The organism is Enterobacter sp. S-33 (assembly GCF_028735835.1).
Classification (GTDB): Bacteria; Pseudomonadota; Gammaproteobacteria; order Enterobacterales; family Enterobacteriaceae; genus Enterobacter; species Enterobacter vonholyi.
Map to the genome: position 1 here is coordinate 1,978,521 of NZ_CP117838.1, position 15,068 is coordinate 1,993,588.

General features: G+C 56.6%; 14 protein-coding genes and 1 pseudogene. 5 read left to right on the forward strand and 10 right to left on the reverse strand.

All coding sequences use genetic code 11. The features are described from left to right. Window positions 1-70 precede the first annotated feature (70 nt). The 7 genes and pseudogenes from PUP35_RS09395 to PUP35_RS09425 form a co-directional block, all read right to left on the reverse strand. Window positions 71-742, reverse strand: a pseudogene (locus PUP35_RS09395) (SOS response-associated peptidase). A gap of 320 nt (window positions 743-1,062) precedes the next feature. Continuing rightward, window positions 1,063-1,245, reverse strand: coding sequence for a hypothetical protein (locus PUP35_RS09400; protein WP_014883604.1), 183 nt, complete (start codon window positions 1,243-1,245; stop codon window positions 1,063-1,065). A gap of 146 nt (window positions 1,246-1,391) precedes the next feature. After that, window positions 1,392-2,144: a fumarate/nitrate reduction transcriptional regulator Fnr gene (fnr, locus tag PUP35_RS09405; RefSeq protein WP_006174991.1), complete on the reverse strand. Its 753-nt coding sequence runs from the start codon at window positions 2,142-2,144 to the stop codon at window positions 1,392-1,394. A 183-nt stretch (window positions 2,145-2,327) separates the two neighbouring features. After that, on the reverse strand, window positions 2,328-2,843 hold the full coding sequence (ogt, locus tag PUP35_RS09410; protein WP_115874888.1) for a methylated-DNA--[protein]-cysteine S-methyltransferase: 516 nt from the start codon (window positions 2,841-2,843) through the stop codon (window positions 2,328-2,330). A 10-nt stretch (window positions 2,844-2,853) separates the two neighbouring features. Beyond that, window positions 2,854-4,380, reverse strand: coding sequence for a p-aminobenzoyl-glutamate transporter (gene abgT / locus PUP35_RS09415; protein WP_274242965.1), 1,527 nt, complete (start codon window positions 4,378-4,380; stop codon window positions 2,854-2,856). Between the two features lie 36 nt (window positions 4,381-4,416). Beyond that, window positions 4,417-5,862: a M20 family metallopeptidase gene (locus PUP35_RS09420; RefSeq protein WP_274242967.1), complete on the reverse strand. Its 1,446-nt coding sequence runs from the start codon at window positions 5,860-5,862 to the stop codon at window positions 4,417-4,419. Then, window positions 5,862-7,172: a M20 family metallo-hydrolase gene (locus tag PUP35_RS09425; RefSeq protein WP_274242969.1), complete on the reverse strand. Its 1,311-nt coding sequence runs from the start codon at window positions 7,170-7,172 to the stop codon at window positions 5,862-5,864. The genes PUP35_RS09420 and PUP35_RS09425 overlap by 1 nt, the downstream gene beginning before the upstream one ends. Window positions 7,173-7,347: 175 nt before the next feature. On the opposite strand from PUP35_RS09425, the gene PUP35_RS09430 reads away from it, so the two are divergent. Continuing rightward, window positions 7,348-8,259, forward strand: coding sequence for a LysR family transcriptional regulator (locus PUP35_RS09430; RefSeq protein ID WP_111965698.1), 912 nt, complete (start codon window positions 7,348-7,350; stop codon window positions 8,257-8,259). A gap of 356 nt (window positions 8,260-8,615) precedes the next feature. Then, window positions 8,616-9,179 (forward strand): DNA endonuclease SmrA, encoded by a 564-nt coding sequence (gene smrA / locus PUP35_RS09435; RefSeq protein WP_271367754.1) that lies wholly within the window; start codon window positions 8,616-8,618, stop codon window positions 9,177-9,179. A 27-nt stretch (window positions 9,180-9,206) separates the two neighbouring features. Here smrA and tcp read toward each other — a convergent pair whose 3' ends face one another. Continuing rightward, window positions 9,207-10,868, reverse strand: a complete 1,662-nt coding sequence (gene tcp / locus PUP35_RS09440) for a methyl-accepting chemotaxis citrate transducer (protein WP_274242974.1) — start codon at window positions 10,866-10,868, stop codon at window positions 9,207-9,209. Window positions 10,869-11,012: 144 nt separating this feature from the next. Between tcp and PUP35_RS09445 the strand changes: the two genes are divergently transcribed. The 3 genes from PUP35_RS09445 (at window position 11,013) to umuC (ending at window position 13,719) form a co-directional block, all read left to right on the forward strand. Further along, entirely contained in the window at window positions 11,013-11,879 is an 867-nt protein-coding gene (locus PUP35_RS09445; protein WP_274242976.1) for an aldo/keto reductase family oxidoreductase, read from the forward strand. 159 nt (window positions 11,880-12,038) lie between these two features. Continuing rightward, window positions 12,039-12,473, forward strand: coding sequence for a translesion error-prone DNA polymerase V autoproteolytic subunit (gene umuD / locus PUP35_RS09450; RefSeq protein ID WP_111965702.1), 435 nt, complete (start codon window positions 12,039-12,041; stop codon window positions 12,471-12,473). After that, on the forward strand, window positions 12,457-13,719 hold the full coding sequence (gene umuC / locus PUP35_RS09455) for a translesion error-prone DNA polymerase V subunit UmuC (protein WP_111965703.1): 1,263 nt from the start codon (window positions 12,457-12,459) through the stop codon (window positions 13,717-13,719). The genes umuD and umuC overlap by 17 nt, the downstream gene beginning before the upstream one ends. Before the next feature lie 12 nt (window positions 13,720-13,731). Here umuC and PUP35_RS09460 read toward each other — a convergent pair whose 3' ends face one another. After that, window positions 13,732-14,001: a hypothetical protein gene (locus PUP35_RS09460; protein ID WP_274242979.1), complete on the reverse strand. Its 270-nt coding sequence runs from the start codon at window positions 13,999-14,001 to the stop codon at window positions 13,732-13,734. A gap of 82 nt (window positions 14,002-14,083) precedes the next feature. Beyond that, on the reverse strand, window positions 14,084-14,971 hold the full coding sequence (locus PUP35_RS09465) for a LysR family transcriptional regulator (RefSeq protein ID WP_274242981.1): 888 nt from the start codon (window positions 14,969-14,971) through the stop codon (window positions 14,084-14,086). Window positions 14,972-15,068: the final 97 nt, after the last annotated feature.

The window sequence follows — 15,068 nt, forward strand, 5'->3', positions numbered from 1 at the left end:
GTTATGTACGTACGCATTCCGAACACCTGCTGTTCTCTCATTTCGGAAGTCATGTGGCTCTCTTGTTTCTTTATAGGATCACGTCGATTAACTCCGGCCCCTGATTTTTCACATTATCCCCGATGCGCGTCACGGCGTTCCAGGTGAACTCGTCGGCGGGTACTGCTCCGTTGGCAGCAATCTCTTCAGCTTCTTTCCCGCCTATATCCTGCCGCATCCACTTGCGGGCAGCTTCTGATCGCAGAACCAGAGGACGACGGTCGTGAATGTCGACCAGGCCTTTATCCGCTGCAGACATCACGATAAGAAATCCCTCTGATTCATCACCACGCTCAAATGGCGTGCTGCCGACCGCTGCCATGAATATCGGCTGGCCACCTGCCCGATGAATGAAATGGGGCTGCTTCTTGTCGCCTTCCTTTTTCCACTCAAACCAACCGTCTGCAAAGCAGATTGCCCGGCCATACTGCCACAGAGGTTTAAACATGCTGCTGGTGGCGACCGTTTCGACGCGCGCGTTTATCAATGGTGCTTTGTCCCGCCAGCCTGGCGCGTAGGATCACAGGACCGGGTCAAGATGCAGCTGCTCGTCGCGTTCGCTCACCAGCAGAATTTTAGTACCGGGCGCGACGTTGTACCGGCCAATCGGCTCCGGGTCGTATGCGATGTCATGGTCGTCTTCGTCGGCAAGATATAGCAGGTATTCTTCACGGGGTTGGGCTTGTGCAAAACTTCCACACATAAAAAAACTCCAGTCAGTCAGAATGAAAGTAAAGGGCAGGGAGAAAAAGTCGCGCGCTGGTAAAGTCTTACAAACGGATCGGTGGGGAATATGCACTTGAGGGGAGAGAAGGTAAAGCGACACGTTGCGAAACGGGAAGTAGCAACGCAAAATTGGAGGATGTTGGGCGGCGAAATGAGCTGCTGGGGGAGTTTTTAGGGCGTTTGATTATCCTACATTCTCCGTAATCGTCTGATAACGAACCAAAATGTCATTTTTCTTTGATAACTTATTGAATGTTGAAGGGTCTACATACCATATTTATAAGTCATGAAAATTTATCAGAGGAAAAGCACCGTGGTCGTCACCGCGATAAACGCAATAAACAGCAGCACCATCACTGCTATCGCAAAGGTCGTGGAGTCCTGGACGTAGGTTTTTTCTTCCCCCTTCATTGGGCCGACAAGCATGATCCAGATGAAGATAAAGGTCACTGAGGCAATCACGACTGAAACGAAAAACAAACTTTCTCTCAATTCATAACCTCAACGAGAACCTTTCGGGCGCTGTGTGGGGACGTACTTCGGTGAAAATATCTTGAAACGGAAGTGATTACACCAGACCAATAAATCACAAGAATTTATCAGTCTGGTCATCAATATGCGGAGTGTTACGCCACGTTACGGGCGTGCCCGGCAAGAACGGCCAGCGCTTCACCGTTTTCGATAGTGATGTATTTACCCTTAACGGCCAGCATCCCGCTTTTCTGGAAACGACCCAGCAGACGGCTGATGGTTTCCACGGTCAGACCCAGGTAGTTGCCGATATCGCCACGCGTCATCGTCAGACGGAATTCACGCGGCGAGAAGCCACGCTCGGCGAAGCGGCGGGAGAGGTTGTAGATAAACGCGGCCAGGCGCTCTTCGGCATTCTTTTTAGAAAGCAGCAGGATCATGTCCTGATCGCCTTTGATCTCACCGCTCATCAGACGCATCATCTGCTGACGCAGGTTAGGCATCTTGCCGGACAGATCGTCCAGGGTTTCAAACGGAATTTCGCAAACCATCGAGGTTTCGAGTGCCTGAGCAAAGCTCGGGTGGTGGCCCGTACCGATGGCATCAAAGCCTACCAGGTCACCCGCCAGATGGAAGCCGGTGATCTGCTCATCGCCCTGTTCGGTGATGGTGTAGCTCTTGATGGTGCCAGAACGGATAGCATAGAGCGATTTCAGTTCGTCTCCCGCTTTAAACAGCGTCTGCCCTTTCTGAATAGGCTTCTTACGCTCGATAATATTATCAAGCTGATCGAGTTCATGCTCATTCAGGGTAAACGGGATACAGAGCTGGCTGATGCTGCAATCCTGGCAATGGATAGCACAACCGCCAGACTGAATGCGTCGTATAATTCGCTTTTCCGGGATCATAGGTTTGCTCAAGCCTTAATTGATATTGGTCAATTTTAACATCTTTTTGGTAAGTACGTAAGCCTGACAAACCCTCAATAAGGACAAGAGACGACAATGCGTCGCCATCTTCTTGAAATTCCACAGCTTGATTATGGATTTTTAGCCTAACCGGTAGAAAATTAAGCACAAAAAGCCTGGGAACTAGAGCAAGAGATACCCTTCGTGACGCAGCAACCACTCTTTTCGCTGCACGCCACCGGCATAGCCTGTCATGGTACCGTTGCGGCCAATGACGCGATGGCAGGGCACCACTATGCTGACCGGGTTAGAGCCGTTAGCGGCACCCACCGCGCGTGCAGCGCCTGCGCGACCTAACTGCTCCGCGAGCTGGCCGTAATGCATGACCTGCCCGCACGGAATCGACCGCAGCGCCTGCCACACTTCGCGCTGAAAAGGCGTGCCAGCCGTGGCGGTCGGCAGAGTATCAATGATGCTGAGATCGCCTTCGAAGTACGCCGCAAGCTTGTCGCTCAGTCCACCCGGATTGGTGGCGCTGATACGTTCATAACCCTGCAGGCGGTAATGAATATTGAGCAGCTCTTCCATGCGGTCGCTGTGCTCTTCCCACTCAACGGCGCGCAGGCAAAACTGCTCGTCCGCGATCACCCACAGCGGCCCAAGCGGCGTCGCAATCTTATCTTCGAGTAATCTCAGCATCCTCATTCCTTTAGTTCAGCCTCGGGTATATTCCCGGCCCAATCGGCAGGCCGACAAGATACCACGCCACCAGCATCACCAGCCATACCCCTAAAAAGATAAGCGGGTAGGGTAAAACCAGCGAATAGTAGGTACCCAGTTTGGCCTCGGGTTTATAGCGCTGGAGGAAGCCTAAAAACAGCGGAACAAACGGCGAAACCGGTGCCAGCGGTATCACCGAGGAGTCCGCGATACGGAACAGGATCTGGGCAAACGCCGGGTGAAAACCCAGCATCATAAACATCGGCACGAAGATCGGGGCCAGAATCGACCAGATGGCGGAGCCGCTGGCGATAAACATGCACAGCAGGGATGACAGCAGCGCCAGGCCGACAAACGCCGGTACGCCGCTTAGCCCGGCAGCCTCCAGCGCGTCGGTCAGGCCCACGGCCATAAACTTGCCCATGTTGCTCCAGTTAAACATCGCCACAAACTGGGCCAGCGGGAACACCATCACGATAAAGCCCGCCATCTCTTTCATCGGCTCGATCATCAGCTGCGGCAGATCGCCCTGGCGGCGGATTTTACCGGTGGCGATACCGTAGGCGAGCGAGACGACAAAGAAAAACAGAATAATCAGCGGCACGATGCCCTGGATAAACGGCGAAGGCAGGACCGTATGTTTAACCGGATCGCGCAATATGCCGTTTTCCGGCACCACCATCAGCGCCACCAGCGCGATAAAAGCCAGCGAGACAATCCCCGCCACGCGCAGGCCAAAGCGCTGCTCTTTGCTCAGGGTTTCCAGCTTTTCATCACTGCGGCCTTCCCATTTGCCCAGGCGCGGCTCGACGATCTTATCGGTAATCAGCCCGCCGACAATCGTCAGGACAATGACCGAGCTTGCCATAAAGTACCAGTTGTCGATCACGCTGACGTGCATGGCCGCATCAATGGTTTTCGCCGCCTCCGTACTGATGCCCGAGAGCAGCACGTCGGTGGTGACGATCAGCAGGTTGGCAGTGAATCCACAGCCCACGCCCGCAATCGCCGACAGCAGGCCCGCCACGGGGTGGCGCCCGACGGCGAGAAAGATCAGCGCCCCCATCGGCGGCATGATCACCAGCGCGGCGTCGGAGGAGATATGGCTAAAGAAGGCGATAAACAGCACCATATAGCTGGCGTAGCGCGCGCTGACGTGAGAAGCCATCTTTACCATCAATGCGGGCAGCAGGCCCACGCGCTCGGCCAGCCCGGCACCCAGCACCAGCGCCAGAATGGCGCCCAGCGGGGCGAAGCCGCTGAAGTTTTTAATCACGTTGGGTAAAAACCAGTGCAGCCCCTCAACGCTGAGCAGGTTTTTCACCGCCACCAGGCTGCCGTCGGCCGGACTGCGCACGCTGACGTCAAAGGCGGAGAGCACGGCGGTGGCGACCATCAAAATCACAATCAGATAGATAAACAGCAGGAAAGGGTGCGGCACTTTATTGCCGATCCTTTCAACCCAGCCATAGAGCTTACCGGATGGGGAATGCGAAGGTATGGATGACATACTCATGGGCGTTCCTCGGGAGTGTTGTTGTGTTGTGTTTTGTTATTTTAAAGGTGACGGTGTCACGCCCCGTGGGATCGGACACGCGTACGGTTTTTCCTGTATTTGCTGTTCAAACTCTTCACGGCATTCTTTCAGCAGCGATGCGTCCTGCAGCAGGTTGAGCGCGGTTGCGCCCATCACTTTTCCGGCCAGCAGCATGCCTTTGTGGGCAATAGAGGTTCGCCCCTGAGACACCAGCTGCCAGGTGTGCAGCGGCGTGCCGACGGTAAAGCAGGGGCTGAAGCACTGGGCGACCGGCATTTTCCAGCTGACGTCGCCCACGTCGGTTGAACCTGCCAGCACGTTGTCGGTGACGGCGTAAGGCGCGACTTCATCCACCAGCAGCGTCGCCTGATGACGACGGGCAAAGGCTTTACCCGCATCGCCGCCCGTCGCGGCAATATTTTTCAGACAGTTTTGCAGATCGTTGGTCGTCAGCGTGGCGCGGATCTCGCGGGCAAACTCTCGCTCTTCGTCGGTCCACTGCGGCGTGCCGTAGTGCTGCAGGGCGCGATACATCGCCGCCTCGAGCGTGCGGTTCGGCAGGTAGCTGGAGCAGGCTTTATCAAAGCGACACTCGACGGTGGTTTCGGTCATCATTGCCGCGCCCTGGGCAATTTTCTCGATGCGCTCGTAGATCTGCTGTGCATCCGCCATCTCAGGGGCGCGGATCAGGTACAGCACCTCGGCCTGCGCCTGCACCACGTTGGGTGAAATCCCGCCGGTATCGGTAATGGCGTAATGGACGCGCGCTTTCTCGATGATGTGTTCGTTGAGGAAGTTGGTGCCGGTGGTCATCAGCGTCACGGCGTCCAGCGCGCTGCGTCCCAGGTGAGGAGAGTTGGCCGCGTGCGCCGCCACGCCGTGAAAGCGCCAGGCGGCCTGAATATTCGCCAGCGTGCTGACGTTAAACATCCCGGCAAAGGCTTCCGGGTGCCAGGTGACGGCGGCATCGACGTCATCAAACAGCCCTTCGCGCACCATAAAGGTTTTCCCGGAGCCGCCTTCCTCGCCGGGACAGCCGTAAAAACGCACCGTTCCGCTGCCGCCGTGCTGCTCCAGCCAGCTTTTCACCGCCACCGCGCCCGCAAGCGCCGCGGTGCCTAAGAGGTTATGCCCGCAGCCGTGGCCGTTAGCCCCCGGCGTGGCGGTTTGCGCGGTCGCGCAGTGTGCCTGCTGGCTTAACCCGGCCAGCGCGTCGTACTCGCCCAGCAGGGCGATAACCGGTTTTCCGCTGCCGAAGCTGGCGATAAAGGCATTTGGAATACCGCCTGCCTCGCGGGTCAGCGTGAAGCCTTCTGCTTCCAGCTCGCTGGCCAGCCGTTCGGCGGACCAGAACTCTTCAAAGCGGGTTTCGGGACGATCCCAGATCGCGTCGGCAATATCTGCTAACGTCCGACATCGCGTGTCGATCGCATCGGCAATAAAAGCGTAGTTCTCCTGCATTACACACCTCGCGTCCACGGGAAATTAAGCGCAGTTCGCGCCAGCGTTTCGATGGCGACAGGCATCACCTGCTCATCGAAGTCGAATTTTTCGTTGTGATGCCCGGCGCTCAAATCCGTGCCAAACACCATATAGGACGCCATGCCGCCGTTCTGCTGCACGCGGGCCATCATCAGCGTGGCGTCTTCGGAGCCCGCTGGCGCTTTCACCTTATCGATGGCGTGAACAACCCCGGAAACCCGGCTCGCCTGTTCGCGCAGATAATCCACCCACGCCGATGTCGGCGCGCTGGAGGTGGCAGCCCCCATCAGGCGCATCTCCGCGCTCACGCCGTAGAGCGCCGCCGCGCCGGTAATCACCGCCTTCGCGCGTTCAAAGACGTACTGATTAATCGCTTCGCTTTCGCCGCGGGTTTCAACCTTAATCAGCGCATTCGCGGGGACCACGTTGCGCCCGCTGCCCGCCTGCATCACCCCGACGTTCACCCGGGATGCGCCGTCGCTGTGCGGGGCGATGCTGTGCAGGGCGAGGGCGGCCTGCGCGGCGGCGAGCAGGGCGTTACGGCCGTCCTCCGGTTTACCGCCCGCGTGCGCGGCCACGCCGGTGAAGCTCACGTCGAACTTGGTGGTGGCCATAAAGTTATCGCTGCCGCAGATTACCGTCCCGGCAGGTACGCCGGTGCCAATGTGAATGGCCGTGAAATAGTTCACGTCATCCAGCGCCCCGGCGGCAACCATGGCGCGCGCGCCGCGCGTTCCTTCTTCGGCAGGCTGGAAGATCAGCTTGATGGTGCCGTTCAGCCGGGCTTCATTCTGCTTAAGCACCTGTGCCAGCCCCAGACCAATGGTGGTGTGGCCGTCGTGCGCGCAGGCGTGCATCATGCCCGGATTGCAGGAGGCAAACCCGTCGCGGAACGGGCGATGGCTGTCGTCAAGCGCTTCGCTTAAATCAAGGGCGTCCATGTCGACGCGAAATGCCAGGGTTGGGCCCGGGCGGCCGGTATTCAGGGTGGCGACAATGCCGGTGAACCCGCCTTCAAACGGCGCCAGCCATTTCTCAGGCGCGCCCTGCGCCCGCGCGCGGGCAAACTCTCGCGCCAGGGTTGTGTCATCGGGTAACCCCATCCGGCTTTCGGCATCGACCACGTCGCGGCCCATCGCCAGTGCGTAACCCAGCGAGTCCAGTATTTCCGCGACTTTCGCGGCGGTACGAAACTCTACCCAGCCGGATTCCGCAAAATGGTGAAAATCGCGACGCCACGCGCTCAGCTGCGGCGTTAACGTCTGGATGTACTGCGCCAGTGTGTCCATATCTGTTCCTGTCATCATTAAAATATGTGAACTGCTTCACGCTGTGATAGTTTTTACTTATCACTAACCGATTTTTCACAGTTTTAACCGTTCAGGAATTACCCTCGCACATCCCTTTCCATTAAAGTAGATGACAGTTTCTTTACTCTGATAAACAACGGTTATCGGTCGGGCTATGACATTCCAGATTAAATTTCATCAAATCCGGGCGTTTGTTGAGGTTGCGCGTCAGGGCAGCATTCGCGGTGCCAGCAGGACGCTGAATCTTTCGCAACCGGCGCTGACCAAATCCATCAAAGAGCTGGAGGAGGGCATGGCGGCGCAGCTTTTCGTGCGCAGGAGTAAGGGCGTCGCGTTGACCGAATGCGGTGAGGGCTTTTACCAGCGCGCCCGGTTGATTCTGGAAGAGCTGCGTGCCGCGCAGGATGACATCCGTCAGCGGCAGGGTGAGCTGGCCGGGCAGATCAACATCGGAATGGGGGCCAGCGTTTCGCGCACGCTTATGCCCGCCGTTATCACACGCTTCCATGCGCAGCATCCGCAGGTCAAGGTGCGGATAATGGAAGGGCAGCTGGTGTCGATGATCAATGAATTACGCCAGGGCGAGCTGGACTTCACCATCAACACCTATTATCAGGGACCTTACGACCAGGAATTTACGTTTGAAAAACTCTTCGAGAAGCCGTTTGCGGTATTTTGTCGCGAAGGACATCCGGCAACGGGGGCAACGTCGATTAATGAACTTCTGCATTATAACTGGACAATGCCGACGCCGCGGGGAAGTTATTATAAGCAGTTAGAAGAGGTATTTAGCCATCGCTCGCAAATACCGCGAATTGGTGTGGTCTGCGAAACATTTTCTTCCTGTATTAGCCTGGTCGCGCAAAGTGATTTCTTAAGCATTTTGCCGCAGGAGTTGGGCTGTGACCCGCTTCTGGCGCACCGCCTGGTCATGTTACCGGTTGTCGAATCGCTTCCCAAAGCAGCATATTATTTAATTCAGCGCCGTGATTCACGTCAGACGCCCCTTGCTGAATCATTAATTACGCAATTCAGGAGAGAAGCGAGAAAAATAATCGTGGCGTGAAAGTGAGATAATAAAAAAACAGGATCTGCCCGACATCAGACAGATCCTCCAGTACACACAGCAGTGCGTCCTTTCGCCAATCCTGAGTATTATATCCATGAAGCAGGTATATTTAGGTATAACACCTTTTCCGCAAAATGGAAGGGTGTTGAGTGTTTGATTTTACGAAAATTTAACACAAATCACTTATTTCATTCTTGCTGAAATTTTAGTTAAGTCTTATTTAAATCCATTTTATAAATACTATATATATTCATCAGGTTAATATTTATGGCCCACGGCGGCCTGTAACGGTGATTGAGGCCTGTCTCTGGCGCAGGTATAGTACCGTCCTCAGTTGTAGCCGGAGGATATCCATGAACCCTGACGACAAATCCTTTTTTCTTGACGCCATGGAAGATGTCCAGCCGCTGAAGCGTGGCCCGGATATTCACTGGCAGCCCAGCCGCAATACGCGGACGCGCCAGGAGGTGGATAGCGAACAGCTGGATAACTTCCTTACGCTGGATTTTCTTGACCTGCTTCCCCTGGAAGAGCCGCTGGCGTTCCAGCGCGAAGGGGTACAGCAGGGCGTTATTGATAAGCTGCACTCGGGTAAATATGCCCGCCAGGCCAGCTTAAACCTCCTGCGTCAGCCTGCCGAACGCTGCCGTCAGATGCTCTATTCTTTTATTCGCCAGGCCGGACGAGACGGGTTACGCAATCTGATTATCATTCACGGGAAAGGGCGCGAGCAAAACTCGCATCCCAATGTGGTGCGCAGCTATCTGGCGCGCTGGTTAACCGAATTTGAGGAAGTGCAGGCCTTCTGCGTGGCGCTGCCGCATCACGGCGGCAGCGGGGCATGCTACGTTTCACTGCGAAAATCCGATGAAGCAAAACAGGAGAACTGGGAGCGACACGCCAAGCGCAGCCGCTAGCGGGCGATATTCTCGCCCGCCTGAAACTCAGAAGGTTTCCCAGTTGCTGTCGGTGGAGGCGTTTGCGGTTGCCGGGCGCAACAGCTGGGGCGTTTTCACGCTGGCCGGGCGTGGGGCTACCGCTTTTTCTTTGCCGTTCAGACGAAACGCGGCCACCGCCTGGCGCAGCTGCTCGGACTGATCTTCCAGCGCCGCCGCCGCCGTGGCGGATTCCTGCACCAGCGCGGCGTTTTGCTGCGTCACGCTGTCCATCTGCGAAACGGCCAGGCTCACCTGCTCAATGCCGCGGCTCTGCTCATCAGAGGCAGAGGAAATCTCGCCCATGATATCGGTCACGCTGGTAACGGCGGCGACGATTTCCTTCATGGTGGTGCCCGCCTCGCTGACCTGCTCAGAACCGGTATTCACCCGGCTGACGGAGTTCTCGATAAGCCCTTTGATCTCTTTCGCCGCCTGCGCGCTGCGGCTCGCCAGGGTACGGACTTCACCTGCAACGACCGCAAAACCACGGCCCTGTTCCCCGGCGCGTGCCGCTTCCACCGCGGCGTTTAGCGCCAGAATGTTGGTCTGGAACGCGATGCTGTCGATCACGCCGGTAATATGCGCAATTTGCTGCGAACTGTCGGCGATTTCGTTCATGGTGCGAACCACGTTATCCACGACGTGACCGCCGCGCGCGGCCGTTTCAGAGGCGTTTTTCGCCAGCAGCGTGGCCTGACGGGCGTTATCGGAGTTCTGTTTAACCGTCGCGGTCAGCTCTTCCATGCTGGCAGCGGTCTCTTCGAGCGAGGCGGCCTGCTGTTCGGTGCGAGCGGAAAGATCGTTGCTCCCTGCGGCAATTTCACCTGCGCCGGTGTAGATGGAATCCGTACTTCCCCGTACGGCGCTGACGGTGGTCACCAGCGACTGCTGCATCTCATGCAGGCCCGCGGCCAGCTGGCCCATCTCATTGCGACCGGAGATAGCGATCTCCTGCGTCAGGTCGCCCCCTGCAATGGCGCGAATATGGTTCATAATGGAGTGGAGTGGTTTTAACAGCAGGTGCTGTAACCCCTGCCAGATGACCACCAGAACCGCGATCACGGCCAGCAGAATTGCCGCCAGCGTCCACTGCATCTGCGTGAAGCTGCTCTGGTTCTCTTCGGTTGCCGCCTTCAGCAGGGTATTGTTTTCGGCGCGCCAGCGGTTATAGACCGCTTCCATCTCGTCCTGTGCCTGCTGGGCGTCCAGATCGCCATAGGCCTGATAGTTGTCGGCGCGCAGATACTCAATTGATAAACGCATGACTTCGTGCATCTGGTTCCAGGATTTCTGCATCTCGTCGGTCAATGCCGCCTCCTGGCCCTTAACCTGCGGCAGTTTCTGCCACTCTTTGTTATAGGCTTCGGCTTTTGCCAGCGAGTCGCCTGCGGTGCCCAGCAGTTTATTGATCGCCGCAAGGGAAGCCGGGTCACGCTGGTTTTTCAGGTAGCGGATCGCCACGCGGGTGACGGTGACGCGCGTTTTCACCAGCGTGTTCACGCTGTCGCTCAGGCTTTCCTGCTGGGCGTTGAGCACGCCGGAATTCTGGAAGTTATGGCGATCGTTGCTGACGGCAGAGTAGAACAACCCTCCCGTGACAACTTGCAGCAGACAGAATATGGTGAGGGCAAAGATAATTCCGGTAATCACGTGCAGATTTTTCAGCATAGCGGTCGTCCGTTAGAAAGGATGCAGAGGTACACCAATACTATCGTCGTATAGAATTTAAACTTTAATTTAACTCGCGCTTAACTAAGGGCTCCGGTGAGGAACCTGTTGTAAATCCGGATCATTTTTATGAGGAAGGTCAACATGAGCAGCATTGATAAAAGCGGGACGTACGCGCTCGGGACGCGGACGGTTAATCGGCTGGGCTACGGTGCGATGCAGCTCGCCGGGCCGGGCGTCTTTGGCCCACCGAAGGATAAGCAGGCCGCGCTGGACGTGCTGCGCGAAGCGGTGACGGCGGGGGTGAACCATATTGATACCAGTGATTTTTATGGTCCTCATATCACCAACCAGCTGATCCGCGAGGCGCTTCATCCTTACCGGGACGATCTGACGATCGTCACCAAGATTGGTGCCCGTCGCAACGACAAAGGCGCCTGGCTGCCGGCCTTTTCCGCACAGGAACTGACGCAGGCGGTGCATGACAACCTGCGTAATCTGCAGCTGGACGTGCTGGACGTGGTGAATCTGCGGATCATGTTTAGCGCACACGGGCCTGCGGAAGGGTCGATTGCTGAACCGCTCTCCACCCTGGCAGAATTACAGCAGCAGGGGCTGGTGCGGCATATTGGCCTGAGCAACGTCACGGCCACCCAGGTTGCAGAAGCGCAGAAGATGGTGCCGGTGGTGTGCGTGCAGAACATGTACAACATTGTGAACCGGGGTGACGACGCGCTGGTGGATCTGCTCGCGCAGCAGGGGATTGCGTATGTGCCGTTCTTCCCACTGGGAGGCTTTACGCCGCTGCAATCTTCCGGGCTGAAGGCTGTCGCGGATTCACTGGGCGTCACGGCAATGCAGGTTGCGCTGGCATGGCTGCTGCAGCGTTCTTCGAATATTCTGCTGATCCCGGGCACCTCTTCCGTGGCGCATCTGCGGCAAAACCTCGCGGCGGGGGAACTGCAGCTGCCGCCTGACGCGCTGGAAACATTGAATACGCTGATGGACTGATCGTCACAGGCGCAAAGCCCGACATGCGCTTCCGGGCTTTGCGCGTTTTAAATCTTCTGACACTTCAACGCGTTTGGGTTCGCTTCCGGAAATGGCCTTGATCCTTGTCCATAATCCGTAATACTGTATTTATATACAGTATTCAGCGAGAAAGGCATTATGGACACTCTCTTTTCTTATCAACCAAAACAAATCATTGAATTACCTTTATTTTTAGAACGTGTTGCCTGTGGGTTCCCCAGCCCGGCACAGGATTATGTGGAGGATCGTCTCGATCTTAACCGGCTGGCAGTAAGGCACCCCAGTGCGACCTATTTTATCAAGGTGAGTGGAGACTCCATGATTGGCGCGGGGATCGGCGATGGCGATCTGCTGGTGGTTGACCGCTCGTTAAATGCCGAACACGGAGATATCGTCGTGGCGTCGGTCGCCGGTGAGTTTACGGTGAAGGAGCTACAGACGCGCCCGGTTCTGAGACTGTTGCCACATAATGTCCGCTATCAGCCGATTACCTTTCAGTCCGAAGAGGAGCTGCAGATCTTCGGCGTCGTCACCCACACGCTTAAAACGCATAAACATGTTCGCGCTGGTTGATGTGAACAGTTTCTATGCCTCCTGCGAGCGGGTCTTCCGCCCCGATCTGGAGGGGAAGCCCATCGTGGTGGTTTCCAATAACGACGGCTGCATTATTTCACTGTCGCGGGAGGCAAAGCAGTTCGGCATAAAAATGGGGGAGCCGTATTTTAAATTCAAAGAAAAGCTATATCCGTCAAAAGTTTACGTCTTTAGCTCGAACTATGCGCTGTATGCCGATCTCAGCAGTCGGGTAATGCAGACGCTGACCGATCTCGCCCCGGCCATAGAGATTTACTCCATTGATGAGGCGTTCGTGAACGTTTCAGGGGTCAGTCACTGCCTGTCACTGGAAGCGTTTGGTCACCAGATGCGCTCGCAGGTCTTTAAAAATACGGGCTTAACCGTTGGCGTCGGTATTGCCCCGACCAAAACGCTGGCGAAGCTGGCCAACTATGCGGCGAAACGGTGGTCCGGCACCGGCGGCGTGGTCGATCTCTCAGGCCGCGAGCGGCAGCGTAAACTGCTGGAAAAGGTTCCGGTAGAGGAGGTGTGGGGGGTAGGCCGACGCATCACGAAAAAGCTCAACGCGATGGGGATCACCACGGCGCTGGAGCTGGCGGAGGCCTCCTCGTGGGTCATTCGCAAACATTTTAACGTGGTGCTGGAGCGTACGGCCCGCGAGCTTCGCGGTGAGCCCTGCCTTGACCTGGAGGAGTTCACCCCCACGAAGCAGCAAATTATCTGTAGCCGTTCGTTTGGACACCGTATTACGCAGTACGAGGAAATGCACCAGGCGATTTGCGCCTACGCGGAACGCGCCGCAGAGAAACTGCGCGGCGAGCATCAATACTGTCGTTTTATCAGCGTGTTTGTGCGCACCAGCCCGCATGCGGACAACGAAATTTATTACGGCAATCAGGCTTCGGTCACCCTGATGACGCCCACCAATGACTCGCGCGATATCATCCGCGCCGCCACGGAAGCGCTGGGGCGGATATGGCTCGACGGGTATCGCTATATGAAGGCCGGGGTCATGCTGGCGGACTTTTTCAGCAGCGGCGTCGCCCAGCTTAACCTGTTTGACGATAATCGCCTGCGCGCCAACAGCGCGGCGCTGATGGAAACGATCGACAGCCTGAATCATTCCGGCAAAGGGAAGATATGGTTTGCCGGGCAGGGCATTGAGAAACCGTGGGCGATGAAGCGGGAAATGTTGTCACCGGCCTATACAACGCGGTACGCCGATTTGCCGGTGGCGAGGTAGAGTATCGTTGCGTTATTTCTTTTGAATCAACCAGGTTGCCGCAGCCGCCAGCACGCCGATCAGCGGCATTTCGCCCGCACCGGCCAGGAAGTTATGACGATCGATCTCACTATTTTTACGGATATCGGCAAGGCGAGTAAGCGCCTCTTTTTCATCCGCGGCGCCGATCTCCTCGAACTGTTTTTCGAACCCCTGGGCGATGAGCTGTTCAGCCGCATCGGTGTTTGCGCTTTCGAGTGCTATGAGGTTTGGGCCTTTTTGGAAAAAACAGTACTCCGGCATAAGTGCTCCAGAAAAAGGGGATACGGTAAAAATACTCTATTCCTGGCGGTTGAAAAATGCACGTAATTTACGGGGGGAATCATCAGCATTTCTTTAGTATTTCAGGCAGTAACTGCTCAATCATGCTGACGACCTTTCTGACGCGCTGCGGAATAAAGCGGGCATCAGGATAAACGGCATAGAGGAAGCGATCGGGTAACCGCCAGTTGGGCAGCACCGGTACCAGCGTGCCCGCCTGCAGCGCCCTGGCCACGAGCGGTCGCTGCATGCCGCCGATACCCATGCCGGATTCCAGCGCCTGCAGCAGCGCGTCGCTGGTGTTGGCACGGAAAACGGTATTCACGTTGACCTCGACCGTTTCCTCGTCAGAAATCAGGCGCAGGGGGGCATCCAGTGGAATGCCGCTGAACCGCACGTGTGGGAGCGTCGCCAGCGCGCTGACGGCGTGTACCGCCTGAAAATCGGGAGCGGCAAACAGCGCCGCCTCAATACGCCCCAGCACGCGAGCCGCATGCGCCTGCGGAGGCTCGCTGCCCAGCCGTATCGCGATATCCACGCCCTCCGTCACCAGATCGGCAAGGCGGTCATCGAGAGAAATCATCAGCTGCAGTTCGGGATGCAGGCGCTGCTGCGCCAGCAGATGCGGTAAAAAGATCTGGCCCAGGCCGCTCGGTAACTGGACATGGACGCGTCCCTGAACGCTATGATCGGCAGGATGTAAACGCCTCTCCGCTTCCCCCATGGCGTCCAGCACAAGCTGCATATCACGCCGGTAACGTTCACCCTGTTCGGTCAGCTTCATCGTACGCGTCGTTCGGTGCAGCAATACCACACCAAGCGCTTCCTCAAGCGCCGCGATCTGTTGACTGACGGCGGACTGCTTAATCCCGGTCTGACGGGCGGCCGCTGAGAACGAGCCTGCTTCAGCGACGCGTAGAAAGGTAGAAATGGCGGTGAGCTTGTTATTCATTTAATGATTCTGCTTATAAGTGCCATCGATTTCAGGGAGTATTTGCAGAAAAAATAATATATCACACTGTGGCTGTCACCCTTTACGGAAAAACACC

Coding starts and splice junctions, on each gene's coding strand:
- fnr (WP_006174991.1), bottom strand. CDS start 2,144: ATGATCCCGGAAAAGCGAATTATACGACGCATTCAGTCTGGCGGTTGT.
- ogt (WP_115874888.1), bottom strand. CDS start 2,843: ATGCTGAGATTACTCGAAGATAAGATTGCGACGCCGCTTGGGCCGCTG.
- abgT (WP_274242965.1), bottom strand. CDS start 4,380: ATGAGTATGTCATCCATACCTTCGCATTCCCCATCCGGTAAGCTCTAT.
- PUP35_RS09420 (WP_274242967.1), bottom strand. CDS start 5,862: ATGCAGGAGAACTACGCTTTTATTGCCGATGCGATCGACACGCGATGT.
- PUP35_RS09425 (WP_274242969.1), bottom strand. CDS start 7,172: ATGGACACACTGGCGCAGTACATCCAGACGTTAACGCCGCAGCTGAGC.
- PUP35_RS09430 (WP_111965698.1), top strand. CDS start 7,348: ATGACATTCCAGATTAAATTTCATCAAATCCGGGCGTTTGTTGAGGTT.
- smrA (WP_271367754.1), top strand. CDS start 8,616: ATGAACCCTGACGACAAATCCTTTTTTCTTGACGCCATGGAAGATGTC.
- tcp (WP_274242974.1), bottom strand. CDS start 10,868: ATGCTGAAAAATCTGCACGTGATTACCGGAATTATCTTTGCCCTCACC.
- PUP35_RS09445 (WP_274242976.1), top strand. CDS start 11,013: ATGAGCAGCATTGATAAAAGCGGGACGTACGCGCTCGGGACGCGGACG.
- umuD (WP_111965702.1), top strand. CDS start 12,039: ATGGACACTCTCTTTTCTTATCAACCAAAACAAATCATTGAATTACCT.
- umuC (WP_111965703.1), top strand. CDS start 12,457: ATGTTCGCGCTGGTTGATGTGAACAGTTTCTATGCCTCCTGCGAGCGG.
- PUP35_RS09460 (WP_274242979.1), bottom strand. CDS start 14,001: ATGCCGGAGTACTGTTTTTTCCAAAAAGGCCCAAACCTCATAGCACTC.
- PUP35_RS09465 (WP_274242981.1), bottom strand. CDS start 14,971: ATGAATAACAAGCTCACCGCCATTTCTACCTTTCTACGCGTCGCTGAA.